The 17663-nt window shown below is 35.1% G+C and carries 16 protein-coding genes and 1 tRNA gene; 3 read left to right on the forward strand and 14 right to left on the reverse strand.

Annotated features, from left to right (window positions below):
- Window positions 1–114 precede the first annotated feature (114 nt).
- The 10 genes from VQL36_RS15965 to VQL36_RS16010 all read right to left on the reverse strand — a co-directional run bounded on the left by VQL36_RS15965 (window position 115) and on the right by VQL36_RS16010 (window position 12291).
- A complete protein-coding gene (locus VQL36_RS15965; RefSeq protein ID WP_349250276.1) occupies window positions 115–639 on the reverse strand; it encodes a hypothetical protein in 525 nt (174 codons plus the stop codon).
- 123 nt (window positions 640–762) lie between these two features.
- Window positions 763–1167 (reverse strand): adenosylmethionine decarboxylase, encoded by a 405-nt coding sequence (gene speD, locus VQL36_RS15970; protein WP_349250277.1) that lies wholly within the window; start codon window positions 1165–1167, stop codon window positions 763–765.
- Window positions 1168–1501: 334 nt separating this feature from the next.
- Window positions 1502–2092 (reverse strand): ribosome biogenesis GTP-binding protein YihA/YsxC, encoded by a 591-nt coding sequence (gene yihA, locus VQL36_RS15975; protein WP_349250278.1) that lies wholly within the window; start codon window positions 2090–2092, stop codon window positions 1502–1504.
- A gap of 120 nt (window positions 2093–2212) precedes the next feature.
- Complete coding sequence (gene lon / locus VQL36_RS15980; RefSeq protein WP_349250279.1) at window positions 2213–4537, reverse strand: endopeptidase La; 2325 nt, start codon at window positions 4535–4537, stop codon at window positions 2213–2215.
- Between the two features lie 149 nt (window positions 4538–4686).
- The gene (gene lonB / locus VQL36_RS15985) at window positions 4687–6399 is read right to left on the reverse strand and encodes an ATP-dependent protease LonB (protein ID WP_349250280.1); all 1713 of its coding nucleotides are present in this window, start codon (window positions 6397–6399) and stop codon (window positions 4687–4689) included.
- Between the two features lie 202 nt (window positions 6400–6601).
- A complete protein-coding gene (gene ispG, locus VQL36_RS15990; protein ID WP_349250281.1) occupies window positions 6602–7720 on the reverse strand; it encodes a flavodoxin-dependent (E)-4-hydroxy-3-methylbut-2-enyl-diphosphate synthase in 1119 nt (372 codons plus the stop codon).
- Between the two features lie 90 nt (window positions 7721–7810).
- The gene (gene clpX / locus VQL36_RS15995; RefSeq protein ID WP_349250282.1) at window positions 7811–9067 is read right to left on the reverse strand and encodes an ATP-dependent protease ATP-binding subunit ClpX; all 1257 of its coding nucleotides are present in this window, start codon (window positions 9065–9067) and stop codon (window positions 7811–7813) included.
- 4 nt (window positions 9068–9071) lie between these two features.
- Window positions 9072–9668: an ATP-dependent Clp endopeptidase proteolytic subunit ClpP gene (gene clpP, locus VQL36_RS16000; protein ID WP_349250283.1), complete on the reverse strand. Its 597-nt coding sequence runs from the start codon at window positions 9666–9668 to the stop codon at window positions 9072–9074.
- A 199-nt stretch (window positions 9669–9867) separates the two neighbouring features.
- A complete protein-coding gene (gene tig / locus VQL36_RS16005; protein WP_349250284.1) occupies window positions 9868–11202 on the reverse strand; it encodes a trigger factor in 1335 nt (444 codons plus the stop codon).
- Between the two features lie 195 nt (window positions 11203–11397).
- Complete coding sequence (locus VQL36_RS16010; RefSeq protein WP_349250285.1) at window positions 11398–12291, reverse strand: hypothetical protein; 894 nt, start codon at window positions 12289–12291, stop codon at window positions 11398–11400.
- Window positions 12292–12442: 151 nt separating this feature from the next.
- Here VQL36_RS16010 and modA point away from each other — a divergent pair, with 151 nt between their 5' ends.
- The 3 genes from modA (at window position 12443) to VQL36_RS16025 (ending at window position 14081) form a co-directional block, all read left to right on the forward strand.
- Window positions 12443–13243, forward strand: a complete 801-nt coding sequence (gene modA, locus VQL36_RS16015; protein ID WP_349250286.1) for a molybdate ABC transporter substrate-binding protein — start codon at window positions 12443–12445, stop codon at window positions 13241–13243.
- A 10-nt stretch (window positions 13244–13253) separates the two neighbouring features.
- Window positions 13254–13928 (forward strand): molybdate ABC transporter permease subunit, encoded by a 675-nt coding sequence (modB, locus tag VQL36_RS16020; RefSeq protein WP_349250287.1) that lies wholly within the window; start codon window positions 13254–13256, stop codon window positions 13926–13928.
- Between the two features lie 76 nt (window positions 13929–14004).
- A tRNA-Arg gene (locus VQL36_RS16025) sits at window positions 14005–14081 on the forward strand.
- A gap of 286 nt (window positions 14082–14367) precedes the next feature.
- Here VQL36_RS16025 and VQL36_RS16030 read toward each other — a convergent pair.
- The 4 genes from VQL36_RS16030 to VQL36_RS16045 form a co-directional block, all read right to left on the reverse strand.
- A complete protein-coding gene (locus VQL36_RS16030) occupies window positions 14368–14598 on the reverse strand; it encodes a hypothetical protein (protein ID WP_349250288.1) in 231 nt (76 codons plus the stop codon).
- A 363-nt stretch (window positions 14599–14961) separates the two neighbouring features.
- A complete protein-coding gene (locus VQL36_RS16035) occupies window positions 14962–15984 on the reverse strand; it encodes a beta-propeller fold lactonase family protein (protein WP_349250289.1) in 1023 nt (340 codons plus the stop codon).
- Window positions 15985–16323: 339 nt separating this feature from the next.
- Window positions 16324–17325, reverse strand: coding sequence for a beta-propeller fold lactonase family protein (locus VQL36_RS16040; RefSeq protein WP_349250290.1), 1002 nt, complete (start codon window positions 17323–17325; stop codon window positions 16324–16326).
- 191 nt (window positions 17326–17516) lie between these two features.
- Entirely contained in the window at window positions 17517–17663 is a 147-nt protein-coding gene (locus VQL36_RS16045) for a hypothetical protein (RefSeq protein WP_349250291.1), read from the reverse strand.

Consider the following 17663-nt stretch of genomic DNA (forward strand, 5'->3'; position numbering starts at 1 on the left):
TATGAAAAATTGAACAAATTAAAACAAATAAACGCAAATTATTAAAGTGTATCCAAAATGAATGACTTCCTTCTTCCATTGAGAGTCTTTTGTTCTATTATGACCAATAACGGTTTACTCTAACAATATTTTTCTTAAATATTCTGATACTACTTCATCTAATTGCATTAACTTGTCATTCTGTGAAGAGATGATTTTTCCATCTTCTGAAAGTAAATTCTCATAAACTTCAATAATTTCTGTGAAAGCTTTATTCAACTCTTGTATAACCGCTACCTCTTCTGGTTTTAATAAACGATCCCCTCCAAGCTGCAAACGGATAATATATTGCATTATATCTAAAAAGCTATTCATGTTAGTTAATTTGGAATCACCATAAGCAAGAACTAAATGCTGATGGGAATAATCAGAAGTATAAGCAAATTGTTTAAGTACGTTTAACTGCTCGGTATTACTGGCATTCATCGAATCATAAATTAAGTTATTTAACAGTTCAATTTGAAACAATGAAACTTGATACAACAATATATTGCTGTCTTTCTCGCTTTTTTTAGCAAGATACAAATCAACCAGTTGATAAATCGGCCATGCTACTAAAAGTACAACAATAATAAATATCAACATCTGTCTGTTTCGCATATCATTTCCCCCCATTATAAACAACCTCTATATATTGATGTTTATGGGGGTTGGGTAAAACAAATAACCATGGATTTAATCCATGGTTATTATTCATAGCTTCACTCTTTATTTTTATAATATTTAACAAGTCGTAACTTGTGCATTTTTTATGTTTGGAGTCTCTACACCTAATTCTCCTAAACCTCGAATAATCTTTTTTGAGTGTACCTGTTCAGGATTTAATTTAGAAACCAAATAGTTGATGGCTTTTTCAGGATCAACCGTTACACCACAAGTATAACAATCAATAGCAGCGAATTGTTTTTCAGGATAGGTGTGAATGGAAATGTGACTTTCTGATAACATGACTAAAATCGTAACTCCTTGAGGATCAAATTGTTTTTCCTGTACAGATAACACAGTAGCACCACACTCTTCAGCTGCTTGTACCATATGTTCTTTTAAAAATTCAATATTATTTAATAATTCTACTTCTACTCCCCAAGTATCTATAACAACGTGTCTTCCGAAAGTTGAGTATTCCATCTTTCGGTCCTCCTTCCTAGGAATAAAATAATTTGAATTTCATCCACTAGGACCTACGTCATTCACTTCCCGAGGGTAACATTACTACCATCGTTTCATTGTCTGAGTGAATCCTGGTTCCTATTTTGAGAATTTCAACGAATCTAAAAATAACATCTATTGGGCAGAATTGCAATACTTTTTTTCAATATTTTTTTAATTGAAAAAAATTAACAGAGATTGCTCACTATTTATGCTTATAACCACTCACAAATAGCATTAGCGCAAAATTAACTCTTTGCACTAGATCTTCTATTGTTTGTGAAGTCATTTGTGAACAAAATTCACATGTCAATTATGATTTGGTAATTTGGTTTTGAATAATTCTCCATAATTCATCTTTCCCCAATCCTTCTTCAGATGAAAATAATAAGATTGGATCTTCTTTTTCAAGGTTCAATGTATCTTTTATTACTTTTAAATGTTTATTTCTTTTATTTTTTGATATTTTATCAGCTTTTGTAGTAATGATTATGCGAGGAATTTGCTGATATACTAACCATTCATACATAGCAATATCATCTTTAGTAGGTGAATGGCGAAGATCAATAATTTGTAAAACCGCCTTTAATTGTTCTCTCTCTAACAAATATCGTTCGATCATTTCTCCCCATTCTTGTCTCCGAGACTTCGAAACTTTAGCATAACCATAACCTGGAAGATCTACAAAATACAAATCTGTATTAATGCGATAATAATTCAAAGTTTGTGTTTTACCTGGCTGAGAACTTGTTCTTGCTAGATTTTTCCGATTAATCATTTTATTAATTAAAGACGATTTCCCTACATTAGAACGACCAGCAAGTGCAATTTCTGGCAATCCATCTTCAGGATATTGATCTGGTCCTACTGCACTAATAATAAATTCTGCCTGATTTACTTTCACATCATTGTACCTACTCTTTCTTTTAGATGAACCTCTCTAGTTTTTACGTTAACAATAAAAACTGAATAAGTGATCACTCATTTAATGAGTAATCACTTATGAAATATCATTGAGCTTTGTTTACTGTATTAATGTTTGTTCTAATACGGTGTCCATATGTGAAACAGGAACAAATTTAATATCCTTTTTCACCGCATCTGGCAATTCTTGAAGGTCTTTTTCATTTTCTTCAGGAAACAGTACTTTTTTGATACCTGCACGATGAGCTGCTAACGCTTTTTCCTTCAAACCTCCAATTGGAAGAACTCTCCCTCTTAAGGTTATTTCTCCAGTCATCGCTACTTCTTTGGAAACAGGTACGTCTGATAATGCTGAAATTAAAGCTGAAGCAATGGTGATCCCTGCAGAAGGTCCATCTTTTGGAATTGCACCTTCTGGAATATGAATATGAATATCATACTTATCATGAAAATCAGGCTCTAAGTTCAACTCTTTAGCCTTAGATCGTGTATAACTAAAAGCTGCTTGAGCAGATTCCTTCATGACATCTCCAAGCTTACCAGTGAGTGTAAGCTTGCCATTTCCAGGCATGACTGTTACTTCGATGGTTAAAGTATCTCCACCCACCTCTGTCCATGCTAACCCAGTAACTGCTCCAATCTGATTTTCTTTTTCTGCTAAGTTATATCGATACTTACTAGGGCCAAGATATTTTTCTATTTCTTTTGAAGTGATAGTTATTTGATTACTTTCATCTTTAGAAACAACTTCCTTCACTACTTTGCGACAAAGTGCAGCGACTTGCTGCTCTAGATTCCTGACACCTGCTTCACGTGTATACTCCTGTACAATCGATAATATCGTATTATCTTCTACTATTAACTGGTCTTCTGTTAAGCCATGTTCCTTTTTTTGTTTAGGGAGTAAGTACTTCTTAGCAATTTCTAATTTTTCATTTTCTGTATAACCTGATATATATAACATTTCCATGCGATCCAATAATGGACGAGGGATGTTATGAACTGCATTCGCTGTAGTAATAAACATAACATTAGATAAATCAAATGGTTGTTCAATAAAATGATCACTAAAAGTGCTGTTCTGTTCAGGATCTAATACTTCTAAAAGTGCTGATCCAGGATCGCCTCTAAAATCCATGGACATCTTATCGATTTCATCCAATAAAAAAACGGGGTTATTCGTTCCAGCATTTTTCAAACCTTGAATAATCCGACCTGGCATAGCCCCTACATAGGTTCGCCTATGGCCACGAATCTCAGCCTCATCTCTCACCCCTCCTAGTGAAATACGAACAAATTCACGTCCTAAAGTTCTAGCGATAGACTTTCCTAAAGAGGTTTTTCCCACTCCAGGTGGACCAACTAGGCAAAGTATAGGTCCTTTTATTTTCTTAACCATTTTTTGGACAGCTAAATACTCCAGTACTCGCTCTTTAGGTTTTTCAAGGCCATAATGGTCTTCATCTAGGATTTTTTCAGCATGAGAAATGTCTAAATCATCTTCAGTTTGTTTGTTCCAAGGTAATGCAATCATCCAATCTATATAATTACGAATAACTCCACCTTCAGCAGAAGTTGAAGGCATTTTTTCCAACCGTTCTATTTCTCTTTCAATTTTTTCTTTAATTTTTTCAGGGACTTCTATTTCAGCAAGTTGAGCTCGGAGTTCTTCAACTTCACCTGCTCTACCTTCCTTATCACCTAATTCCTTTTGAATAGCTTTCATTTGCTCTCGCAAGTAATATTCTTTTTGTGTTTTCTCCATCTGTTTCTTAACACGTTTATTAATTTGTTTTTCTAGTTCAAGTACTTCTCTTTCGTCATTTAAAATATTCAGTACTTTTTCCAGTCTTTCATGAACATCTAACGTTTCTAGGATCTTTTGCTTATCTTTAATTTTTAAAGATAAGTGACTAGAAATAACATCTGCTAATCTTCCTGGTTCATTAATATCAGAAACTGATGCCAGTGTTTCAGGTGTAACCTTTTTTGACAACGAAATATAATTCTCAAATTGTTTCAATACACTTCTCATCAATGCGTTATTCTCTGAGTTATCTGATAATACATCGAATAAATCTCTAGCATACACTTCATAAAATTCATCATTATCTACATATTCGACAATCTCACAACGATTTAATGCTTCTACTAGCACCCTGATCGTTCCATTAGGAAGCTTAAGCATTTGTCTCACTTTTGCTTTTGTACCAATTTTATAAATATCTTCTTCTGTTGGTGCTTCAATACTCACCTCAGATTGAGAACAAAGCAGAATCAAGTTGTTTTCTACCATCGCTCTTTCAAGGGCTTTCACTGATTTTTCTCGACCAACATCAAGATGCAGAACCATACTTGGATAAACAAGTAATCCACGTAATGGCAACAATGGCAAGCGATCTTCTCTTGTTTTATTTAGACTCATCTCTAGTACCCCCAAAGATTCTCTCCTATAGCTGTATATTATTTTATCAAATGCTTAATTAAAAAACCAATTTCTAACTGATATCGCCCATAATTTCAATTTATTTGCAATTTTATTTGTTGATTATACATATTATGTGACTTTTAAGGTTATTGTTCTAATGTAGAAGTTCCTGGTTGAAAAACAGGGAGCACTTTAACATCGATGCCTTCGTTGTCTGTATTTTGTTTATTAGCTAGGTCATTAAATTCAACACCGATTGAATATTTAAGCACCTGTTCTATAGTTTCCATAGGAATAACCTCGATTTCCTTTATTGAAAAAAATGAATCCTGCCAATTTTCTTTTGGAATATATACTTTATTGGCACCTGCTTGAATTGCTGCTTCCACTTTAGCTACAACTCCCCCAACAGGCTTTACTTTTCCATGAATGCTCACTTCACCAGTCATGGCAATTTTATTATCTACAGGAATATTATATACTGCTGAAGTAATCGCTGTAGCAATGGTGACTCCTGCTGATGGTCCATCCATTGGAATACCACCTGGAAAATTAATATGAACGTCATAATCATCCGCATTTATCCCAACCTGCCTTAATACAGTAATCACGTTTTCTAAGGAACTTTTGACCATACTTTTTCGACGAATTTTTTTGCCTCCACCTCCCATTTCCTCCTCGTCTACAACACCAGTAATCGTAAATTTACCTTTGCCAGGTACTTTAGTCAATCTAGCCGTTGCTTCGATCTCTAACAAACAACCTATATTTGGACCATATACTGCAAGACCGTTTACTAATCCCACTTTAGGTTGACTTGGAATTTTATTATCTGGGCGTGGTTGAATATTACTGCTGTTAATCACCCATTCTACATCTTCTGCTGTAATTTTCTTTCTTTGATCTGTCATTGCTATCCCCGCTGCCATCTGAACAATATTTACCGCCTCACGCCCATTCGTAGCGTATTTACTAATCACATCTATCGCTTTATCTTCAGAAGGCATTCCTATTTTTTTAACTGCATTAGCTGCAATAGTAGCCGTTTCTTTAGGTAAAAGGGGTTTGAAAAACACCTCTATACAGCGTGATCTAATAGCTGGGGGAATTTCTTCAGGCGTTCTAGTTGTCGCTCCCACTAACCTAAAATCTGCAGGTAATCCATGTTGAAAAATATCATGAATAAATTTTGGAATATTTTTATCATCTGCACTATAATAAGAGCTTTCTAAAAAAACTTTGCGATCTTCAAGAACCTTTAATAGTTTATTCATTTGAACGGAGTGCAATTCTCCAATTTCATCTATAAATAATATACCTCCATGAGCCTTAGTCACTGCACCAGGTTTAGGTTGGGGTATTCCTGCAACACCCATTGCACCAGCCCCTTGATATATTGGATCATGCACAGAACCGATTAAAGGATCAGCAATTCCCCTTTCATCAAAACGAGCAATGGTAGCATCGATTTCAGTAAATTTTGAATCTTTATAAAATGGAGAGAATACATTTTTCTTGGCTTCTTCTAAAACGACCCTTGCCGCAGCTGTCTTTCCTACTCCTGGTGGTCCATAAATAAGTACATGTTGTGGATTAGGGCCACATAAACTAGCTTTTAATGCTCGCAACCCTTCTTTTTGCCCTACAATATCTTCCAAGGATATGGGTCTAGCTTTTTCAGCTAATGGTTGTGTTAAATGTATGGATCTCAATTTATGTAATTTTTCCATCTCTCTTTTAGATTCTCTATCAACAGCTGTTTTGCTGTTTTGCTGACTTCGTAATTGATTCCAAAAATACAACCCAATAACCACAGCAAAAAAACCTTGAATAATCATTAAAATGACCATAAAACTCATATTACTTTCGACCTCCCCTTTCTACTAACTACAAGCTAGTATTACCATGCATCACGTCACTTCATACGCAAATGTCCTAGAAAAGTAATAAACAATAAAAAGACCCCTAATTGACATTTAGGAGTCTTTAGATATTGGTTATTTTGCCAACATTTTAAAGTTAACATAGAGTTCTACGATATGGAGGGCTTCATCCTAGTTTTCACTTTTGTGGATTTGTATGTGCCATTTTCCGACCTGGGATTTCACCTGTTTTTTCATAGCTTTCTACAATTACATCAATTTCTTTTTTTAATTCATTAACCAACTCAGCTTCTGGTACCTTTCGGATCATTTCTCCATACCGAAACAACATCCCTTCACCTCGTGCCCCAGCTATGCCGATATCGGCTTCTCGCGCCTCTCCAGGTCCATTTACAGCGCAACCTAATACTGAAACCTTGATTGGAACCTTCACATTTTGAATGTATTCCTCCACTTCATTAGCAATAGAGAATAAATCAATGTCAAGCCTTCCACAAGTTGGACATGATACAAGAGTGGCTGCATTAGAAATTAAACCAAACGATTTTAATAACTCTCTTGCCACTTTCACTTCCTCAACTGGATCTGCACTTAAAGAAATGCGCATAGTTGAACCTAATCCTTTAGATAACAAAGCACCTAAACCTGCCGCACTTTTAATTGTTCCAGCATGTAAAGTACCTGCTTCTGTAATTCCTAAATGCAGTGGGTAATTGAATTTTTCAGCAAACCTAGAATAAGCTTCAATAGCCATAGGTACATCTGATGCTTTCAAAGAAACAATAATATCTTTAAAATCAAGTTCTTCTAAAATCCGTATATGAAATTCTGCACTTTCAACCATTGCCTCAGCTGTTGGATATCCATATTTTTCTAACAAATGATTTTCTAATGAGCCCGCATTTACTCCAATACGAATGGGTATACCACGTTCTTTACAAGCTTTGACTACAGCTTCTACCTTTTCCCTTTTTCCAATATTTCCTGGGTTAATTCTTACTTTATCAATTCCATTTTCAATAGCAGAAAGAGCTAACCTATAATCAAAATGAATGTCTGCAACTAATGGGATATGAATTTGTTTTTTAATTTCTTTAATCGCATCAGCAGCCTCTTGGTTGTTAACAGTAACCCTCACCAATTGGCATCCAGCTTCTTCCAATCGATGAATTTCTGCAACAGTTGCTTTTACATCTGCTGTTTTAGTTGTGCACATACTTTGAATAATCAGCTCATTATTCCCACCTATTGTTAAATCCCCAACCTTAACAGGTGTCGTTTCATCCCTTAAAAACATAGACGTCTCTCCCGTGAAATACAACTACCTATCCCAATACATAAATCTGAAAGCAGTGAGATAGGTAATTTTAGATTTTATGAATTTATTTTATGCACTTTCTTCTTTACTATTGTCATCTTTTAATAACTGAGGAGCTACTTTATTCTTAATAACATCCTCTTTGATAATACACTTTTTAATATCTGTTTTGGATGGAACCTCATACATTACATCCAACATTACATCTTCAATAATGGCCCTCAAACCTCTAGCTCCTGTATTTCTCTTAATGGCTTCTTTAGCAATTTCACTTAAAGCATTATCTTCAAATTCCAGCTCGACACCATCAATTTCAAGCAGCTTTTGATATTGTTTTACTAGAGAATTTTTAGGTTCCTTAAGGATGCGTACCAATGCAGTTTCATCTAATTTATTCAATGAAGAAATCACTGGAAGACGCCCTACAAATTCAGGAATCAAACCAAATTTCAATAAATCTTCTGGTAAAATCAAAGATAAGAAATCTTCTTCTTTATTCAAGTTATTCTTGACATTGTCATTATTGTTAAAACCAATGACTTTTTTACCAAGTCTTCTTTTTATTATTGGTTCAATACCATCAAAAGCACCGCCGCAAATAAATAATATATTTGTTGTGTCAATTTGAATAAATTCTTGATGAGGATGCTTACGCCCTCCCTGTGGTGGTACAGAAGCAGTAGTTCCTTCTAAAATTTTCAAAAGAGCCTGTTGTACCCCTTCACCTGAAACATCTCTTGTAATAGATGGATTTTCAGATTTTCTTGCAACTTTATCAATTTCATCAATGTATATGATTCCTTTTTCTGCCTTTTCCACATCATAATCAGCCGCTTGGATCAATTTTAATAAAATGTTTTCAACATCTTCGCCCACGTATCCAGCTTCTGTTAAAGAAGTGGCATCCGCTATAGCAAACGGTACATTTAAAATTTTTGCTAATGTTTGAGCCAGAAGTGTTTTTCCACTTCCAGTAGGTCCAATTAGTGCAATATTACTTTTCTGTAATTCCACATCTTCAGCTTTATGCTTGGAATTTATTCGTTTATAATGATTATAAACCGCGACGGACAAAGATTTTTTTGCATGCTCTTGACCGATTACATAATCATTTAAGATACCAAAAATCTCTTGAGGTTTTGGTATTTCCTGAACTTCTAATTCTTCTTCAGTACCTAGTTCTTCTTCAACGATTTCAGTACATAAATCTATACATTCATCACAAATATATACACCTGGACCTGCAACTAATTTTCTTACCTGTTCTTGTGATTTTCCACAGAAAGAACATTTTAATTGACCTTTTTCATCGTTAAACTTAAACATTCCGTCACTCCTTTATAAAATCGGTACGAGTGATAACTTCATCAATTAATCCATATTCCTTTGATTCGTCAGCACTCATAAAGAAATCCCTATCAGTATCTCTCTCTATTTTACTCATAGGTTGTCCTGTTCTCTCTACATATATTTGATTTAACTTTTTCTTTGTACGAATAATCCAATCCGCATGAATTTTAATATCTGTTGCTTGACCTCTAACACCACCAAGTGGTTGATGGATCATGACTTCACTATTAGGTAAAGCAAAACGTTTTCCTTTTGCACCCGCTGTAAGCAATAATGATCCCATACTTGCAGCCATTCCAACACAAATCGTTGAAACATCTGGTTTTATAAATTGCATTGTATCAAAAATTCCCATTCCTGCAGTAACAGAGCCTCCAGGTGAATTAATATACAAATGTATGTCTTTATCTGGGTCATCCGCAGCTAAAAATAACATTTGAGCCATGACAATGTTTGCAACATTATCATCAATTGCACTGCCTAAGAAAATAATTCGATCCTTTAGTAATCGTGAATATATATCATAAGATCTCTCTCCACGATTCGTTTGCTCAACTACTATAGGTACAAGATTCATGCATACATCTCCTTTTATCTATACAAAATGAACCTTAAAATGAATTTGTTACAATTTAATTCATTTTAATTATTTTATCATGTTATGACCGTGATGTCATATTAACTAAACAACTGAAAAGAAATTTTTCTTTCCTTAATGGTAAAAAATAAGGCACGCGCTAATATAGCTGTGCCTTTTACAAGTCTGTTATGATGATTTATTCTTCTACAGCTTCTACAGCCTCTTCAGTTTCTTCAACTGCTGGTACATTTACACTATGTTCAAGTAAAAGTTGAATTGCTTTACGATTAGCAACATCTTGCTTTAAGGTTTCTAAATTACCATTAGCAGTAAAGATGTTTCTTAATTCTTCAGGCGTTTTTTGGTACATGCCTGCTAATTTTTCTAATTCTTCATTTAAATCTTCTTCAGTAACTTCAACTTTTTCGTTAGCCGCAATTGCTTCTAAGACTAAAGTTTGGTTTACTCTTTTTTCAGCATCATTTTTCATTTGTTCTTTTAATGCCGCTTCATCTTGATTAGAAAATTGATAATACATTTCTAAAGTCATACCTTGCATTTTTAAGCGGTTTTCAAAATCTTGAATCATGTGATTCGTTTCCGTTTCAATCATAACTTGAGGAATTTCAACACTTGAAACTTCCGTTGCTTTTTCTACAACTGTATTTTCTCTATATTGGTCTTCTTCTTTTTCCTTAGTTTCTTGTAAACCTTTTTTTATATCTTCTTTATATTCATCTAATGTTTCAAATTCACTTACATCTTTTGCAAATTCATCATCAAGTACTGGCAATTTCTTTCTTTTAATTTCATGTAATTTCACTTTGAAGACAGCTGGTTTTCCAGCTAAATTTTCAGCTTGATATTGATCAGGGAATGTAACTTCTACATCTTTTTCCTCATCTTTAGCCATTCCTTCTACTTGATCTTCAAATCCAGGAATAAATGAACCTGAACCTAACTCTAATGAATACTTCTCAGCTTTTCCACCTTCAAAAGGTTCGTTATCTACAGAACCTTCAAAATCAATGATGACAGTATCGCCTTTTTCTGCAGCGCCTTCTTCAACAACAATTAATTCTGCATGACGTTCCTGATTTTTTTTCAATTCTTCTTCAAGGGACTCATCACTCACTGAGAAATCTTTCTCAGGAATTTCCAAGCCTTTATATTCACCTAGATTCACTTCAGGTTTAACTTGCACTTTAGCAGTGAATTTAAGTGGTTTACCTTTTTCAAATTGTTCTATATCGATTTCAGGACGATCAATCGGATCAATTTTTGTTTCCATTATTGCACCAGAGTATGCAATAGGCAATATAATGTCCAAAGCATCTTGATATAAACTTTCTACTCCAAATCTTGCTTCAAAAATTTGACGAGGTACTTTACCTTTACGGAATCCAGGTACGTTAGCCTTTTTTGCTACTTTTTTAAAAGCTTGATCAAGTGCATCTGCTACTTGGCTTTCATCTACTTCAATGTTAAGAACGCCTTCGTTCTTCTCTAATTTTTCCCAGCTTGCTTTCATTTTATGCTTTCCCCTCCAAAAAATTTACCGTTTCTTCATTTGGTAAATATCTATACTTACCATTATAACCACTACATTATAAGATAAACTTTAAATATTGTCCATGAAAAGACAGAATAGAAATTTTCCATTCCTACAAAACTTTATTATACAAAAGTTGACTATGAAAAATCAATACAATGTCTCTTAAACATTTCAATAAATTTGTAAAACCGTTTCAATATAAGATTTTATATTTTTATATGTTTTTTCCATCATTAAAACTTCATGTTTTTTTAGATCATATGATTGAATTAAAAGTTCCTCATCTATGCTTCCTATCGTCATTTCCAATGAAATTTTATGTAATGCATAAGCACATGGAGCTGAATTTTGAAGTTGGGTAATTTCAGTGTAATTATTGGTTCCATATATATAGGATAAGTATTCTTTCCAAGTCTGTTCTGCAAAAGCACTAATAATGGGATCATTAGTTTCTGTTATCTCTCTTACACTCTGAATCACATCAACAACGACATTCGGAAAATCCTCAAAATGTATAGGTGTATTTTCAATATTAACCTTTAATTTCTCACCAAGTTTATTAAAAGAAACTTTTCCTGTGGCTCCTCTTTGTTTTAATGTTTGCAATGCTTTAAATTGCAACATAGGATTCAAGCTCCCATTTTGAAACCATTTTATTATCTTTTCATTCATTTGCTTATCATCTATATGAACCAGCTGATCTAACGCTAACCATTTTTTCTCAACAGAAGAGGATTCATTCATTAACATTTCTAACAATTTATCAGTATAACCCTCATCCTCTAATAGTTTCATTTGGATTTGCTCGTTTATTATATTTGTTTCATCCCATTCTTCACCATCAGCTTTTTGATTCTGTTGCAAAGTTGCTGTATGAGTTGTTAACCACTCTAAAAGTAACTCCCATTCCTTATATGTTTCTTCATCCTCACCTTCACACTGTAACAAATAATGTAACAATTTTAGTGCTTCATCATATTGCTCTGTCTCTAACAAAGTCGTTAAAGTATTCTGATAACTTTGTAATGTACCTGGGAACAAAATTATATTTTTCTTTTGGTCCATTTTTTTCACCTCTCAATCAATAGCTGTTTTAAATCAATTTGTCGTTCTAGATCATTAAGGACTTTTTAAACACATCTTTTAGGTGTAATATATAGCTAGGTCATACTAATAGAGGCTGTTAAGGCAATTATTATAATAAAGAGGTTATGAAATGAAGTTTTCAACAAAAAAACTTACTCTGAAAATTAGTATATGCTTATTTTTCATCTTACTAATCAGTTCATGTACTACTCAAAATAACTCTGGTCGAGATGTGATTGAGTTAAATATATCTGCTGCATCCAGTTTAACAAATGCTTTATATGAAATAAAAAACGAATTTGAAAAAAATAATACAGATATAAATCTCATTTATAATTTCGGTGCATCTGGTACTTTAGCATCTCAAATCAAACAAGGAGCACCTATAGATGTGTTTTTTCCAGCAAATCAACAATATATGGATGAAGTAGTTAAACTCGGTTTAATTGAATCAAATGATATCGTTAATTTACTTTCAAATCAAATCGTACTCATAACAAAAAACGACTCTGATTTATATATAGATTCATTAGATGAATTATTAGATCCTAAAATTACTTCCATAGCTGTTGGCGATCCTAAGGTTGTACCAGCTGGAAGTTATACAAAACTACTACTAAAAAATTTAGAACTATGGCAAGAATTAGAATCAAAATTTATTTTCTCTACGAATGTAAGACAAGCTTTGAATTTTGCAGATACAGGAAATGTGGATGTTGCTTTTGTTTATAAAAGTGATGCGCTGCAATCAAATCAATCAAAAATCATTTACGTAGCAGATCAAACCATATCTGACTCCATAACTTATCCAATTGGTATTATAAATGATACGAAAAATAAAAAATTAGCAGAAACTTTTATCACTTTCTTACAAAATGAAGTATCACAAAATATATTTAAAGAGTATGGCTTTTTAAAACTAAAACAATAAGGTTGATCTTATGACAAACTTCGAATTAGAATCTTTTATAACACCTATTATTATCTCTTTAAAGGTTGCTTTTACTGCAAGTATTGTTGTTTTCTTATTTTCTATTCCAGTTGCGTTTATCATGGCACGAAGAAGGTTTCCTGGAAAAGCGTTATTGGAAACCGTTTTTATGCTTCCATTAGTGCTGCCGCCTACTGTTGTAGGATTTCTTTTATTAATTGTTTTAGGAAGGAATAGTTGGGTTGGACAAGCGATTGAATGGATATTTCATCAGCCTGTCGTTTTCACATGGTGGGCTGCAGTAATCGCCGCAGTTGTTGTCTCATTCCCTTTAGTCTATCAAACACTCAAATCTGGTTTTTCATCCGTTGAAAACGAGATCGAAAACGCTGCAAGAAACAGTGGAGCATCTGAATGGCAGGTTATAAGATTTATTACCATCCCATTATCTTTCAAATTTTTTGTATCAGCTTATATTTTAGGATTTGCAAGAGGATTAGGTGAATTTGGAGCTACCATTATGATTGCAGGTAATATCCCTAATAAAACACAAACGATATCAACTGCCATTTTTCTAGCTACGGAAACAGGTGATACGACTTTAGTGTGGTTGTGGATCTTTAGCATCGTTCTTATTTCGTTTATTATGTTATGGATTGTAAATCGTTCAAATAAAAAGGATTAAAATTTCAATTTAGTATTGCATAATTAAAAATCATGTGTTAATATATTTCTTGTCGCTTCAAACGAAACACAAACATGTCCCAGTAGCTCAGCTGGATAGAGCAACGGCCTTCTAAGCCGTCGGTCGGGAGTTCGAATCTCTCCTGGGACGCCATTTAAAAACATCAAAGAAAATACAAAGACCCAGAGATAATTCGAAAGTTAGAGTTCGTCGAAGCATAAACCTCGAAAGCATAACATCGCAGTCAGGTTACTGTATCTCTCCTGGGACGCCATTACATACTTGTGAGTCAAGGTAAATACATATACCAAATCCTCTGGAACGTTGATATAACAATGTTTCAGAGGATTTTTTTGATTCCATTTATTTTGGTAGAATACGATTAAATAAGATATAAATTAAAATTTTTTTACACATTTTTTACACATTCATACTAACCTCAACCAGTAATAATGACTCCCATAATATATTCTTCTTCTCCATTAACTTCACATGCTTTTTTTACTGATTTTGTTTCCATTTCTATAGATATGGCCATTACAGTATCTGCAGAACTGTAGTTTTGTTTTCTTATTACCATTACATCAATTCCTTTTTCAACCCCATAATTCAATATATCATTTTCTTGAACAGTATAAGCTAAAATTTTTAAAAGTGACTTATAAAACAAATTTGTTTATAATTAGAGTGAAATATTTTTTGTTATTTGTCCCGGTTTAAAAGCCCTATATAATAGGCTTTTTCATCCCCCCTACCCTTTCTTTCAAACTTTGTCTTTTCTCTTTTTAAATCTTGATTGTCTGCTAGCTGAGGCAAATGGATCAGATAGAATAGAAATTTCTTCCTCAAACTTGCGCTAATTAAAAAGAGCAAACTACCTAGAGATATCTGAGGAATGTGGTTTTGAAATAGATATTACAGATATTAAAAGAATCCAGCCCTCAAGAAAACTACTGTGGATGGCCAATTCTTTCTATTTTACAACTAGATACTAAGGATGTATTTTCTCCATCTATCCGTGCTCTCATCAGGTTTATTTTGGCGTGATCACCATACCAACTGGACTATCCCCAACAGGAACAGTCGCAATCACACTATTCGTACTGGTCGCAATCACGGATACGGTAGCGTCGTCTCCATTTGCAACATAAACAAATTTTCCATCCGGCGTGGTCACTATGTTAAGTGGAACATCCCCAACAGGAACGGTCGCAATCACACTATTCGTACTGGTTGCAATCACGGATACGGTAGCGTCAAATCTATTTGCAACATACACAAATCTCCCATCCGGCGTGATCACCATACCAACTGGACTACCCCCAACAGGAATAGTCGCAATCACACTATTCGTGCTGGTCGCAATCACGGATACGGTAGCTCCATTCCCAACATAAACAAATTTTCCATCCGGCGTGATCACTATACCTACTGAGACACCTAAAATTCCAACACCTATCGTGGCAATCACACTATTCGTGCTGGTCGCAATCACGGAGACTGTATCGCCATCTTCATTTGCAACATAAACAAATTTCCCATCCGGTGTGATCACCATATTATCTGGATCATCCCCAACAGGAACGGTCGCAATCACACTATTCGTGCTGGTCGCAATCACGGAGACTGTATCGTCATCTCCATTTGCAACATAAACAAATTTCCCATCCGGCGTGATCACCATACCTACTGGAAAATCTGAATTTCCAACACCTATCGTCGCAATCACACTATTCGTACTGCTCGCAATCACGGATACGGTATCGTCAATTCCATTCCTAACATAAACAAATTTTCCATCCGGCGTGATCACTATACCTACTGAGACACCTAAAATTCCAACACCTATCGTGGCAATCACACTATTCGTACTGGTCGCAATCACGGATACGGTATTGTCATCTATATTCCCAACATAAACAAATTTCCCATCCGGCGTGGTCACTATGTTAAGTGGATCATCCCCAACAGGAACGGTCGCAATCACACTATTCGTACTGCTCGCAATCACGGATACGGTATCATCACCTCTATTTGCAACATAAACAAACCCCATTTGATTCTCTCCTCCTTCATCAATTCATCGTTACCTCAAGATATGACAGAATCTTCAGTCTGCCTCAAGACACACAACGTCATTCATAACTCACTATTGATGGAGTATTTATACATTAAGACTTACTGTAGAATAACATTGATATACTTCTAAGTCACACCTCTCATTGAATATTCAAGAAGGTATCCTAATTAGCTAATCTCACCGTCCCGTTATAACTTCCACGCACCCCATTAAAACTGGGATCTCCTGTATTTGCAACGCCAGTAATGATAAGCTTACATACCTGTTTTGCGATTAAGGATGTATTTTCTCCATCTATCCGTGCTCTCGTCAGGTTTATTTTGGCGTGATCACTATGGCAAATGGAAAAAGCCCAACAGGAACGGTCGCAATTACACTATTCGTACTGGTCGAAATTACGGATACGGTATTGTCATTTGCATTTGCAACATAAACAAATTTCCCATCCGGCGTGATCACCATATTACCCCCAACAGGAACGGTCGCAATCACACTATTCGTACTGGTCGCTATCACGGATACGGTAGCGTCACCTCCATTTGTAACATAAACAAATTTCCCATCCGGTGTGATCTCTATAGAAAAATCTGGAAGATTGCCAACAGGAACGGTCGCAATCACACTATTCGTACTGGTCGCTATCACGGATACGGTAGCGTCATCTTGATTTGCAACATAAACAAATTTCCCATCCGGCGTGATCTCTATGGGAATTGGATCATCCCCAACAGGAACGGTCGCAATCACACTATTCGTACTGGTCGCAATCACGGATACGGTATTGTCTGAATTTTTAACATAAACAAATTTCCCATCCGGCGTGGTCACTATATTAAGTGGACTATCCCCAACAGGAACAATCGCAATCACACTATTCGTGCTAATCGCAATCACGGATACGGTAGCGTCATCTCCATTTGCAACATAAACAAATTTCCCATCCGGCGTGGTCACCATACCAACTGGACGACCCCCAACAGGAACGGTCGCAATCACACTATTCGTACTGGTCGCAATCACGGATACGGTAGCGTCATCTCCATTTGTAACATAAACAAATTTCCCATCCGGCGTGATCACCATACCAACTGGATCATTCCCAACAGGAACGGTCGCAATCACACTATTCGTACTCGTCGCTATCACGGATACGGTAGCGTCAAGTCCATTTGCAACATAAACAAATTTCCCATCCGGCGTGGTCACCATACCAACTGGACGACCCCCAACAGGAACGGTCGCAATCACACTATTCGTACTGGTCGCAATCACGGATACGGTAGCGTCATCTTCATTTGCAACATAAACAAACCCCATTTGATTCTCTCCTCCTTCATCAATTCATCGTTACCTCAATATATGGAAGATTCTTCAGTCTGCCTCAAGACACACAACGTCATTTATATAAAACTCAATATTGATAGAATATTTGTACATTAAGACTTGTTGTAGAGCAACATTGACATGTTGCTAAGTCATCCCTCTCCATGAATATTCAAGAAGGTATCCTAATCAGCTAATCTCACCGTCCCGTTATAACTTCCACGCACCCCATTGAAACTGGGATTACCTGTATTTGCAACGCCAGTATTGATAAGCTTACATACCTGTTTTGCGATTAAGGATGTATTTTCTCCATCTATCCGTGCTCTCAT

It is taken from the genome of Chengkuizengella sp. SCS-71B (assembly GCF_040100845.1).
In the GTDB taxonomy this organism is placed as follows: Bacteria; Bacillota; Bacilli; order Paenibacillales; family KCTC-33759; genus Chengkuizengella.